We start from the raw sequence: 12,408 nt of genomic DNA on the forward strand, positions 1-12,408 counted from the left end.
GTAGAAAATATTAATTTAAACACATTACATCGTATAAATTATACAAAGAAATAAAAAAGAGGATTCATTTTGAATCCTCTTTTTTTATTTTTCCTTCTTTATAGAATAAATTATATAAATATCATTTTCATCTACCATTTTATCAACAAAAAAAGAATTTACTAACATCCATCCAACTTCTGCTGTTTCTTTAAGTCCTAATGATATATCACTTACCTTTTTCTTATTATTGTGATGGTTATTTAATTGATCTCTTCCCATATCATGACAAATTAAAAATTTACCATTTTCTCTTAACAAACTATGTACATGTGCTATAAACTTATCTGGATTTAAAAAATGTGGAAAAGCATTGTATATTATTACATAATCAAACTTTCTATCCTTTATATTATGAATATCATCACAAATAAATTCTATTCTGTTATCATTATATTTTTCTTTTGCTTTTTTTATCATATTTTCAGCTATATCAACTGCTACTATTGATTTTGGATTATATTTTAGTAAAAATTGCTCCATAACTCCAGTTCCACAAGCAACATCTAAAATATCTAATCCTTCCTTCATTTCACCAACTTCAAGAATTCTTTTTATCTTTTCCTCTCTTGGAATAGCTCTTTCATCCCAAGTTTCAGCCCAAGAATTAAAAACTTCTTTAATTCTTTCATTACTCATTGTATACACCTACCTCTTTATTTATTTCATAAATAACTACTTATTTTATAAAATATAACTTAATTTTAATTACTATTATTATTAATAGTATAACAAATGCTTGTTTAAAATTTTTTATTATATCTATTAAAATTTTTAACAAATATTTTATTCTATTTTATAAGTAATATTTATTAAAATCTATAATTTTAATAATCTTAATATTAAAATATTTAATGGTTCTATATTTTTAACATATTTTTAACATATTACTTTATTAAATTTTTCCATTAAAATTTTCCCAATATATTTAATTTTTTTACATTCATTTGATATTATTGATTATATTTAATATATTTAATTTTTATATTTTATTTAATTAATCTTTTACTTAATTAAAATTTATTTTTAATTAAATTAAATCTATTTTTTGGTATTAATTTGCTTAATTTTTAGATTAATAGGTAAGTTTATACATATTAAAATTAACTTTAAAAATAGATAAAATATTTAATGTAAACTTAACAATTTACAACTTTAACGCATTTATTGTTAGGTTTTTATTACTAAAGAAAAAGGAGTGATTGATTTTGAATTATCAATACAGATTCAAATTTTATGTTAGCGCAAGACATTATTCTAATATAGCTGGCACGCCAACTATCCTACACCCTCATACTTGGGAATTAACTTTATTGTTAACCTCTTCTAACAATGAACTTATTAAATTCAGCTATTTAGAAAGTAAAATAAGTCAATACTTGAAAAATTTAGAACAAAAATCCCTTAATACATTAGAAGTTTTCATTAATAAAAGTTGTACAACCGAAGATATCGCTTACACTTTTTTTGAAGATTTATCAAATGTAGTTTTAAAAGATGATATTGTTTTAGATTGCTTAGAACTTAGCGAAAACCCAACTAGAACTTTTATTGTAAAGAGGTAATTATGATTTTTTGTACTTTATTTGTAGTTTCGATGATAATTTGGATATTCTTTGTTAAAATGTTCCATGATTTAAAAATGACAGCTTTTAAATTTTATTTTGGATCTATTGGTCTATTTTTTATACTGTTATTCTTTTTTAGAACTTACTTAGAGCAAGGTTTTAAAATATTGTTATTCTATTCGTTATTATTTTTAAGTAATTTAACTCATATTTTTTATTTGAATAATTTATCTGATGTGATTGTTAATGTTAATAATTTAACATATAGTATAAACTTTTCTCTTCAAGCATCAACATTTATTAGTATGACAGTATTTACATCACTAATATGTTTCTTCCCTTTATTAGCCCTAAAAAAAAGAATCTATTTATTTTTCCTAGGAAATATATTAATATTCTTAATAAATATTTTGAAATCTTTTACTGTAATTTCATTAATAAAATTATTTTCCACCTATTCCTTAGTAATTGATTTTGATGTTATAGGAAAACTTATATTTTTCGTTTTAGTTATAATGTTGTACTATTTTATATTCACTAAGGCACAAATAAAAAATCAAAAAGTAGGTGAATTATTATGTTAAATACAGTTTATTTTTATTTAATTTTTTGGTGCATATGGCTTTTAATCCCCCTTGTAGTAGATGGAATTCCTGGTTTTTTTATTGCCTTTAATCTATTTATCACACAATTTAAGATTAAGAAGGAAAAAATATTAAAATCTTATCCTACAATCTCTATAATAATACCAGTTTATAATTCAGCAAGCACTTTAGAAGCATGTATTGAATCTGTTGTAAAACAAAAATATCCTAAAGATAAAATAGAAATATTTTTAATAGATAATGGTTCATCTGATAACTCATTTGAAGTATTTCGTAAAATACATAATATTTATTCAAGTAGTCAAATGTGGTGGTTAACTTCTGGTAGCGGTAAAGTAAATGCTCTTAATAAAGGTTTATATTTATCTAAAGGAGATTATTTAATTAATATAGATTCTGATGGAATATTGCATGAAGATGCTATTTTTAATATGATTTACGACTTTGAACAAGACCATAGTATATATGCTATGACAGGAGCTATTCTTATAAATAAAGATACTATGACAAAGGACAATGATAAAAAGTTCCTTAAACTTATTCAAAAATGTGAGCTATATGAGTATTTAGAAGCTTTTCTAGTTGGAAGAGCTTATGAGTCTAAAAGAAATAATATGTTTACTTTAGCTGGAGCTTTTTCAGGATTTAGAAGATCTGCAATAGTTAAAACACATCTTTATAATGCAGAAACACTTGGCGAAGATACAGCTATGACATTTGAAATAAAAACATCTTTAAATGGTAAAGTAAAACTATGTTCTACTGCTTATTTCTTTACAGATTCAATAGAAAGCATAGATAAACTTTATCTTCAAAGACAAAGATGGCAATGTGGAGAACTTGAAGTTGCCGCTTTATTTAAAAAACAAAACTTAAGTAAAAAATTAAGAAGAATGATTACTGTTACCTTGATTAAAGACCATACATTTTTATTCTCTAGAATGATTTGGTTTTTTGCAAATATATATTTAATTGCAAGTTCTTATCCACTTTACATAATATTAATATCAAATTTATTACTATATTTTATGTATTCACTTATATCTGTTTGTAACTTTATAGTTATAAAAAAATATTTAAAAAATTTAAAGGAGTATAAATCTTATTACAATAGAAACTTCTTTATAGCATTCCTAATGCCTTCATATAGAATGTTTACATTCTTTATGAGAGCTTTAGGTGCAATAAATGCTATGGATGATGAATCAAATTGGAACAGAAAAAGCTTTAAAACTGAAAAAGATGAAGTATCTCAATATATAAAATCATTAATTAATAAAATAGGCAAAGTTAATTAAACCTAAAATATTAATATTAAGCTTATAAATATATAAGTTCATAATAGTATAAAATCATATGGAGTTTTTCCATATGATTTTACACTATTATTTATCTATATATATTATCACTTATACCATGTTGCAAAACTTCTTTTATATATTCTTTAGCTGCAAATAAAGAATGGTCTCTATAATTTCCACATTCTTTTGCTGTTGTTGCTGGAATAATATCTTGTTCTAAAATTTTATTAAGAGCATAGTTTAATGTATCAATTACAGTATCGACATAAACATCACCCCATGCTATCATATAAAATCCAGTTCTACATCCCATAGGAGATATATCAATAATACCGTCCATTTTTTCTCTCATAAAGGTAGCTAAAAAATGTTCTATTGTGTGAATTGCACCTGTGGGCATTTCTTTTTCGTTAGGTTGTAAAAACCTTAAATCAAATTTAGTAATTTTTACTCCATTTCTTTCATCTTCCCCCGCTTTTCTAACATATGGAGCCTTAACTTTTGTATGGTCTAACTCAAAACTTTCTACTTTAATCATAAAATTTCCCCTCCTCAAATTTATATTTTAAGTAAATACACCTTAATATTATATTTATTTTAAATTTTTGTAAATATAATTTATTTTAAAAAAATAAGTTATATCATCAATTTAAAAATTTAATGATATAACTTATTTCTCTATATTTAAAATTTATAACAGACAAACATATTATCTTATATATTGAACAGTATTCTCTCTTCTAGCAGGTGCATTACTCATTCTAACTTCCTTATAACCTAAAGCTATTGCATAATATGGTTTAAATCCTTGTGGTATTTGTAATTTCTTTATATATTTTTCAAAGATAACTTCATTATTAAATAATAATCCTACTAGGCCATTCCAACAAACTCCTATATCTAAACTTTCAGCAGCTATTAACATATTTTGAGTAGCAGCTGCACAATCAACTTCTGGCATTACATTTTCTTCTTTTCCTGAAACTATAATAATTGTTGGTGCGCCATAAAAAATATTAAAATCCTTATTCGCAGCTATTTTCCTAATCATTTCATTTGGAACATCTTTAGCACTTTCTTTACTAGCATCACTTAACTCTTTAATAAGTTCTCCATTTTGAACAACTGTAAAATTCCATGATTGTTGATTATGAGCACTTGGAGCATATAAACCCGCATCTATTATTTCCTTTAATTCTTCATCCTTTATTTGTTCTGATTTAAATTTTCTTGTCGTTCTTCTTTGTCTTATAACACTTAATGTTTGATTCATTTTTAACCCTCCAATATTATTCGTTCTTGTACGATTATATTAGCAAAAATATATTATTATGTCAATTAATTAAAATAATACTGCTTAACTACTACTAATAATATTATTAATTTCACTTTTTTATTATTAGTATCATTTATATTTTTAATGAATCAAATATAGACTATAAATAATTTTTATAGTAGTATATTGGTAGAATATTGTCGAAATATAGCTTTATCTATATTTTACAAATAAAGTAATTTTATTTTCACAGCTTAAATTAAACAATGTCACGTTTACCTTTTTAATTTAAATAATAATTTTAAACTGTTATGAAAATAATAAATTATAAGAAAGAGAGGTGACCGTTGCAAAAACTATTAATCTATAAAAAATTTAATTTTAAATATTCTTAAATCTTCTAAAATAAAAATTTATAGATTTTTATAGATTTTGATAACGCTACTTATGAATTTTTCAAAATTATTTATTGGAAAAGCCTTAAAAACAGAAGAACTTAAAGGTGAAAAATTAAATGCTTTTTGGGGTCTTCCTATCATGGCAAGTGATGCTATCTCATCAGTTGCTTATGCAGGCTCAGCTATTTTATTAATTTTAATACCTGTTCTCGGTGCCGATTCTTACAAATATATGTTTTTATCAGCCATATGTATAGTAATTTTAATGGCAACACTAATTTTTTCATACAAGCAAGTTATAGATTCTTACCCAAATGGTGGTGGCGCTTATATTGTTGCTCGTGAAAACTTAGGTGCTAAATATGGACTTATAGCAACATCTGCACTTACTATAGATTATATTTTAACAGTAGCCGTTAGTACTTCCTCTGGAACTGCTGCCATAATATCAGCTTTTCCACAACTATCTGAATTTAAGGTTCCTTTAACTTTGGCTTTAATAGCACTAATAACCATTGGAAACCTTAGAGGTATCAGAGAATCTTCTAAATCATTTGGGGTTCCTACTTATCTTTTCTGTTTAGGTATAATAATCATGATTGTAGTAGGAATTATTAAAGTTTATGTTTTTGGTTATGTTCCAACACCAATATATTCAATCCCTAAACAAGTTGGTAATATATCATTAATATTATTCTTACAAGCATTTGCTTCAGGATGTACTGCACTAACAGGAATTGAAGCGGTAAGTAACGGGGTTCCAAGCTTTAGAGCACCCGCTCAAAAAAATGCTATTAAAGTATTGTTTGCTCTTGGTATTTTAATACTTATAATTTTTGGAGGACTTTCTTATTTATCAACACTTTATCATGCTGTCCCTGGGAACTCACAAACCATGATATCACAAATTGCAACACAAATATTTGGAAGAGGAATAATGTATTATTTCATTCAAATTACAACAGCTTTAATACTTATTTTAGCTGCAAATACTGCATTTACAGGGCTTCCTGTATTATTTTCAATCATGGCTCAAGACGGTTATGTTCCAAGACAATTATCTAAAAGAGGAAAACGACTTAGCTTTTCAAACGGTATAGTATTATTATTTATAACTGCATCTATTTTAATTATCGTATTTGATGGAGATACAGATAGATTGCTTCCTCTTTATGCAGTAGGAGTTTTTATTTCCTTTACTTTAGCTCAAACTGGAATGCTATTTAAATGGAATAGAGAAAGACCTAAAAATTGGAAATTCAAAGCTTTAATAAATGGTATAGGTGCTATTTTATCTTTATCAACAACTATTATAATAAGTGCGACTAAATTCATTCATGGGGCTTGGATTGTATTTTTACTTATACCACTTTTTACTTATATAATGCTAAAAATCAAAAAACATTATAATACTGTTGCTAAAGAATTAAAATTTAATATTAACGATAACACTAAAGAAGAATTTAATTTCGCTAAACAAAAAGTTATAGTTCCTATAAACACCCTAAATAAGAGTTTTTTAAAGGCTTATGATTATGCAAATACAATAACTGATGATATAATACTTTTTCATATATCATCTAATGATGAACAAACAGAATGTCTTATTAACAAATGGAAGAAATACAGCGGAAAGACTAATATTTCTGTTATAAAATCTCCTTATAGAGAATTTTATAAACCATTCTTAAAATTTATACAATCAATAGAGCAGGAATCTGAACCAAATACAATAATAACCATCGTTCTTCCTGAATTTGTTACAACAAAATGGTGGAGCAAAATTTTACATAACCAAACATCATTTATATTAAGAACAATGCTTCTTAAAAAGAATAATATTGTTGTTATTTCAGTTCCTTATCTTATTGGAAATAATTAAAATACAGTATTTTATTTGTACCCTTAATAAAAAACTTGATAATTTTAATATTATATGTAATAATTATTTTTGCAAAAGTTAATAACTAAGATAGAGGTGCAAAATTTAAGAGTACTGTTATGGAGGTAAGCTCAATGAAGTAATAGAAAAGGAAATTTTGCCGAAGTTAATAGTGGAAGCTTTAAAGCTATTAGCTGGTTTTGTATAAAATATATACACGACTGTCACATTTTTTTGTGGAGAGCTATTATTCAATGAATTATAATGGTATTTTAACAATGCCTTTGTATGCCATGAGTATTTGCTCATGGCATTTTTTATTTTGAAAAATTATCTTAGTTAAAGAATACATAAAAACTAAGGAGAAAATTATGAGTGAAAAAAATGGAGATTTAAAAAGATCTCTAAAAGCAAGACATCTTAATATGATTGCTCTAGGTGGAGCAATTGGAACTGGTATTTTCCTTGCAATGGGAGATACAATTCAACAAGTCGGTCCTGGTGGCGCTTTCTTAGCTTATGCATTAATTGGAGTTATGGTGTATTTCATAATGACAAGTCTTGGAGAACTTGCTACATTTATTCCTATATCAGGTTCCTTTGGTACATACGCAACTAAATTTATTGACCCAGCTCTTGGCTTTGCGCTTGGATGGAACTATTGGTACAACTGGGCAGTCACTATTGCAACTGAAATGGTAGCTGGTTCACTTGTTATGCATTTTTGGTTTCCAAACGTAAAACCTGTTTACTGGAGTATGTTATTTTTAGGAATTATCGTACTACTTAATATCTTATCTGCTAGAGCTTATGGAGAAGCAGAATTTTGGTTTTCTTTAGTTAAAGTTGTAACTGTTATAATATTCTTAGCAGTAGGTGTACTTACAATATTAGGTATATTTGATGGGAATTTTATAGGACTTAAAAACTTCACAGCAGATGGTGGCCCTTTCATAGGTAATGGTTTTTCATTCTTCTCAGTATTCCTAGTTGCAGGATTTGCATTCCAAGGAACAGAGCTTGTTGGTGTTGCAGCAGGTGAAAGTGATAATCCAGGAAAAACAATACCTAAAGCTATAAATCAAGTTTTCTGGAGAATATTAATATTCTATTTAGGAACAATTCTTGTAATAGGTGCTATAATCCCAGCTGCTCAAGCTGGAGTAAGTACAAGTGTATTTACATTAGTATTTGAAAAGGCTGGTCTTGCAGCTGCAGCTGCGGTTATGAATGCCGTTATTTTAACAGCTGTTTTATCTGCAGGTAACTCAGGAATGTATGCATCAAGCAGAATGCTTTACTCTATGGCTAAAGAAGGTATGGCTCCAAAGGTATTTGGTAAAGTTACCAAAAGAGGAGTTCCATTAAACGCTATAATATTAACTACAATTGTTGCATCACTTTGCTTCTTAACAGGAGTATTTGCTCAAAATACAGTATATATTTGGCTTGTAGATGCATCTGGTCTAGCTGGATTTATAGCATGGCTTGGAATATCTCTATGTCATTATAGATTTAGAAAAGCTTATGTTGCACAAGGATATGATGTTAAAAAATTAAAATACAGAGCTAAACTATTCCCAATAGGCCCAATAATAGCTCTTACAATGTGTGGACTTATCGTTATCTTCCAAGGATTTGGAGATTCAACATGGCAAACTCTTGTAGCAGCTTATATAGGTATACCTTTATTTTTAGCATTTTATATTGGATATAAAATAAAATATAAAACTAAAATATTAAAATTACATGAAGTAGACTTGGCATTTTCTGAAACAAATCCAGATATATCAGCATATAAAAAAGATTCTTAAACAAAAAGCTATGCATCTTTGCATGGCTTTTTTATTTATAGATATGATTATGTAAAAAGGATATATACTATGTTAATATAAAATTTCTTGTATTATTTTTATATATTACTTTCCGCTTAATCTCATTTTAATTACCTGAACTATAATTATTATGACAGCTACTATGCATACTATTATAAACATATTTGAATTATTCATTTAAATTCCTCCATTTATTAAAATCTTAAACCATTCTATAAACCGAAATATAGTATAAATAAAAAGAGATTATATAAATTACAAAATAATATATAATCTTCTCTTAATATATCTAGTTTCTTTTAGAATTATTTAGTGAAGTTATTAAGGTAATTACTACTACCGCCAAGACAGCAACAGCACCAGCATATTCATTAACTAAAAATAATAGTATAACAGCTAACCACATAAATTTTCTTCTACGCCCTGCAGCTAATTTTCCATTTTTAAAAAAATCAATTATCAAATAAATTACTATTGCGACTACTATAATCCCTATAGCTACTGTTAGCATCTATATCATCACCTACATTTTTAAATATTTTATTATAATTTTTACAGTAAGATAGATTAATAACTTAACTTTATAATCATTTCTTAATAATTAATATACCATTTATAAGATAGCGCTAGCAATCATTAATTTACTATTATATTTAATTAATTTATAAACAAAAATAAAAAATAATAAATTTAAAATATAATAAATATAAATTTATTTTCTTTTGAAAATACTATATCAATTAAAATACTGATATTAATTGATATAAATTATTAAACTAATAACTTTATTTTCTTTTATATAATTAATTGTATTTATAAATAGATAATTTTTTTGAAAATCATTTTTAATTAAAAATATACTTTTCTTTTTTATAAAAATATTGTATCATATAATTGTTCTTAGATTATGATTTATTACAGTATTTATGTAATTATTGTTTATTACTTGCTTAATAAAAAATGAATCAACATTGTTGATTCATTTTTTATTTTTATATATTTTATTATCAATTAATACATTACTATCAATTAAATTTTCTTAATTTAAAATAATTTTTTTAATTAATTAATCTCTAATAAGCAATTCTTTATCAATTATAAATATATTATCAAATGAAAAATCATCTAATAAATTTTCTATATTTATCCAATAAAATTAATTTTAATTTAATTTTTTGTTAATAATTAGTTACATTTTCACAAATGTTATTAACTTATTGTTAACAATATCTTATTTGCAAAAAAAACACTATAAAATGTGTATAATTCTTCATAGGTGATAAATTTATTTAAAAAAACATACAAATCACCTATAAGAAATTACATATTTTAAATCACCATATAACTACTTCAATATATTGTATATCTAAGAACATTAATAAATACATATATTAAATTTGTGAAAGGACTGATTTTTATGCGTAATAGTAGCGCAAACTGGAAAGTAGACGCAATGAAGTATGGAATCTTTATAATTATTATGTTTATTTGTGGATTTTCATTTTTATCATCTGGTGTTTTTAAATTTCCAACTCTTCTTGGAATGGCTGTTATTTCTTTAACCTTTGGACTTGCTCATGCATTTGATTGCGATCACATAGCATGTATTGATAATATGACTAGAAAATTAGTTCAAAGAGGAGGTAAAACTAGGGGCGCTGGTTTTTTCTTTTCACTTGGTCATTCAACAGTAGTTATTCTTATGGGATTTGCAACAATTTTTGCAGTTAATTGGGCAAAAGATGCACTTCCTAAATTTCAAGCAATCGGAGGAGTTTTAGGTACTCTTATTTCAGCAACCTTTTTAATTCTTCTTGCTATCGCTAACTTTTTTATTTTAAAAGATATGCTAAAAACATTCAAAATGATGAGAAACGGTACATATACTGAAGAAAGCCTTGAAAGACCAAATAAAGGACGTGTAAATCGTTCTATTAATCGTCTACTTAACATTGCTGATAAAAATTGGCACATTTATCTTATAGGATTTTTATTTGGACTTGGCTTTGACACAGCAACTCAAATAGCAGTACTTGCTACATCTGCAACTGCAACTGCACAAGGAATACCTTGGATTGCTGTAATCTCTTTTCCTATTTTATTTACTGCTGGTATGTGCCTTATGGATACATTAGACGGCTTCTTCATGTCCACAGCATATCAATGGGTACTTACATCACCATTTAAAAAAATATATTATAATATAACTATAACATCCCTTTCTATATTAGCTGCTGGAATTATAGGTGTTATAGAAATTGGACAATTCTTTGCTATGGAAAGTGGCTTAGATTCTGGTTTCTGGGGCTGGCTACAAAACTTAGATTTTGGTATAATGGGATTTATTTTAGTTGGATTATTTATATTAGTTTGGGTTGTTTCCATGCTTTGTTGGAAAATATTTAACTTTGAGGAAAAGAAAAATTCTATAATAAAAGAATAAATATATTTAAATATAAACAAAACAGATTCAGAATAAATTTTATTTCTGAATCTATTTTTATATTATAATAAACATAATTAAATATTCTTAATAATAAAAGAGGAAAAATAAAATTTATTAAATTGGAGATGAATTAATATGAAAAATTCTAATTATGTTTATATTGCAAGCTGTGTATTCACTAGAGAATATCCAGAGATTAGCATGAAGATTCAAGATTATCTTACAAAAAATTTTAATATTCCTGTTATGAGATGTTGTGTTCCAAAATACAAATTAAAAGAATTTACAAATTCTATGCCTGATTGGTTACAAAATCATTGGGATAACACACCGGATTTCTTAGATATAACCCCTAATCAAACAATAATCTATGTTTGCCATAATTGTTCGGCTATTTTTGAAGAATATAGACCAAATATAAAAAGAATATCTCTATGGGAGTTTATTCTAAATGATAAAAATTTTAAATTTTCAAATCATAATAATGAAAAAATATCATTACAAGATTGTTGGCGCTCTCACGATAACTATACAGAACAAAAATCTGTTAGAACATTATTAAAAAAAATGAATATTAATATCGTAGAACTAGAAAATAACTATGAAAAAACTAACTTTTGTGGTGACTCACTATATAAACCTGCTCCACCAAGGAATTTAAAATTAGCTCCAAACCGTTTTGTTAAAAATGCAAATGGTAAATTTATTCCACATTCTATTGAAGAAAGAGAAGAATTAATGAAAAAATATTGCAGTAAAATAACTACTGAAAAAGTAATAGCCTACTGTCACTACTGTGTTAGTGGTCTTAAATTAGGTAAAAAACAAGGCATTCATTTAGCTGAACTACTTTTTAACACCTAAAAATAATGAATAAAGATTATATATATTAAAACTTTTATATCTGAAATTAATAAATAAATTGACATAATTGGATTATAGTTATAATATAAAAAAGATGTTTTTTATTATAGAGGAGGAAATATATCTATGGAATTCCTAGGATATGCAACTTTATTTTCTCCCATTATTTTAATCATTCTTATAATTATAGTCTC

11 protein-coding genes and 1 riboswitch are annotated in these 12,408 nt (G+C 25.5%); of the genes, 7 read left to right on the top strand and 4 right to left on the bottom strand.

The features are described from left to right. Positions 1–84: 84 nt before the first annotated feature. Positions 85–678, bottom strand: coding sequence for a class I SAM-dependent methyltransferase (locus tag DR020_RS02815; RefSeq protein ID WP_112365206.1), 594 nt, complete (start codon positions 676–678; stop codon positions 85–87). 569 nt (positions 679–1,247) lie between these two features. Between DR020_RS02815 and DR020_RS02820 the strand changes: the two genes are divergently transcribed. The 3 genes from DR020_RS02820 to DR020_RS02830 are packed head-to-tail and all read left to right on the top strand — an operon-like array spanning position 1,248 to position 3,510. Continuing rightward, the gene (locus DR020_RS02820; RefSeq protein ID WP_160110436.1) at positions 1,248–1,604 is read left to right on the top strand and encodes a 6-carboxytetrahydropterin synthase; all 357 of its coding nucleotides are present in this window, start codon (positions 1,248–1,250) and stop codon (positions 1,602–1,604) included. 2 nt (positions 1,605–1,606) lie between these two features. Further along, positions 1,607–2,191, top strand: a complete 585-nt coding sequence (gene xrtG, locus DR020_RS12710; protein ID WP_055259691.1) for an exosortase family protein XrtG — start codon at positions 1,607–1,609, stop codon at positions 2,189–2,191. Next, positions 2,185–3,510 carry a TIGR03111 family XrtG-associated glycosyltransferase gene (locus DR020_RS02830; protein ID WP_112365208.1) on the top strand — a complete coding sequence of 442 codons (1,326 nt, stop codon included), beginning with the start codon at positions 2,185–2,187 and terminating at the stop codon, positions 3,508–3,510. Before xrtG ends, DR020_RS02830 begins: the two co-directional genes overlap by 7 nt. Positions 3,511–3,601: 91 nt before the next feature. Here the strand turns inward: DR020_RS02830 and DR020_RS02835 are convergent, their stop codons facing one another. Then, positions 3,602–4,051, bottom strand: a complete 450-nt coding sequence (locus tag DR020_RS02835) for an S-ribosylhomocysteine lyase (RefSeq protein ID WP_055259695.1) — start codon at positions 4,049–4,051, stop codon at positions 3,602–3,604. A 171-nt stretch (positions 4,052–4,222) separates the two neighbouring features. Further along, positions 4,223–4,786, bottom strand: a complete 564-nt coding sequence (locus DR020_RS02840) for a nitroreductase family protein (RefSeq protein ID WP_055259697.1) — start codon at positions 4,784–4,786, stop codon at positions 4,223–4,225. Between the two features lie 450 nt (positions 4,787–5,236). On the opposite strand from DR020_RS02840, the gene DR020_RS02845 reads away from it, so the two are divergent. Next, positions 5,237–7,069, top strand: a complete 1,833-nt coding sequence (locus tag DR020_RS02845; protein WP_112365209.1) for an APC family permease — start codon at positions 5,237–5,239, stop codon at positions 7,067–7,069. A gap of 83 nt (positions 7,070–7,152) precedes the next feature. Continuing rightward, positions 7,153–7,324, top strand: a riboswitch (Lysine riboswitch). A 116-nt stretch (positions 7,325–7,440) separates the two neighbouring features. Beyond that, a complete protein-coding gene (locus tag DR020_RS02850) occupies positions 7,441–8,883 on the top strand; it encodes an amino acid permease (RefSeq protein ID WP_055259701.1) in 1,443 nt (480 codons plus the stop codon). Positions 8,884–9,193: 310 nt separating this feature from the next. On the opposite strand, the gene DR020_RS02855 is transcribed toward DR020_RS02850, so the two are convergent. After that, entirely contained in the window at positions 9,194–9,415 is a 222-nt protein-coding gene (locus DR020_RS02855; RefSeq protein WP_055259703.1) for a hypothetical protein, read from the bottom strand. Between the two features lie 906 nt (positions 9,416–10,321). Here DR020_RS02855 and DR020_RS02860 point away from each other — a divergent pair. Together DR020_RS02860 and DR020_RS02865 are read left to right on the top strand one after the other, a co-directional pair. Further along, a complete protein-coding gene (locus tag DR020_RS02860; RefSeq protein ID WP_112365210.1) occupies positions 10,322–11,347 on the top strand; it encodes a HoxN/HupN/NixA family nickel/cobalt transporter in 1,026 nt (341 codons plus the stop codon). Between the two features lie 138 nt (positions 11,348–11,485). Beyond that, positions 11,486–12,214, top strand: a complete 729-nt coding sequence (locus DR020_RS02865; protein ID WP_112365211.1) for a hypothetical protein — start codon at positions 11,486–11,488, stop codon at positions 12,212–12,214. The last annotated feature ends 194 nt before the right edge of the window (positions 12,215–12,408 follow it).

The sequence above is a fragment of the Sarcina ventriculi genome, from assembly GCF_900456775.1.
GTDB classification, from domain to species: domain Bacteria; phylum Bacillota; class Clostridia; order Clostridiales; family Clostridiaceae; genus Sarcina; species Sarcina ventriculi.

Bases quoted from the DNA above. Each gene is read 5' to 3' on its own strand.
- DR020_RS02815 (WP_112365206.1), bottom strand. From the start codon at position 678: ATGAGTAATGAAAGAATTAAAGAAGTTTTTAATTCTTGGGCTGAAACT.
- xrtG (WP_055259691.1), top strand. From the start codon at position 1,607: ATGATTTTTTGTACTTTATTTGTAGTTTCGATGATAATTTGGATATTC.
- DR020_RS02830 (WP_112365208.1), top strand. From the start codon at position 2,185: ATGTTAAATACAGTTTATTTTTATTTAATTTTTTGGTGCATATGGCTT.
- DR020_RS02835 (WP_055259695.1), bottom strand. From the start codon at position 4,051: ATGATTAAAGTAGAAAGTTTTGAGTTAGACCATACAAAAGTTAAGGCT.
- DR020_RS02840 (WP_055259697.1), bottom strand. From the start codon at position 4,786: ATGAATCAAACATTAAGTGTTATAAGACAAAGAAGAACGACAAGAAAA.
- DR020_RS02845 (WP_112365209.1), top strand. From the start codon at position 5,237: ATGAATTTTTCAAAATTATTTATTGGAAAAGCCTTAAAAACAGAAGAA.
- DR020_RS02850 (WP_055259701.1), top strand. From the start codon at position 7,441: ATGAGTGAAAAAAATGGAGATTTAAAAAGATCTCTAAAAGCAAGACAT.
- DR020_RS02855 (WP_055259703.1), bottom strand. From the start codon at position 9,415: ATGCTAACAGTAGCTATAGGGATTATAGTAGTCGCAATAGTAATTTAT.
- DR020_RS02860 (WP_112365210.1), top strand. From the start codon at position 10,322: ATGCGTAATAGTAGCGCAAACTGGAAAGTAGACGCAATGAAGTATGGA.
- DR020_RS02865 (WP_112365211.1), top strand. From the start codon at position 11,486: ATGAAAAATTCTAATTATGTTTATATTGCAAGCTGTGTATTCACTAGA.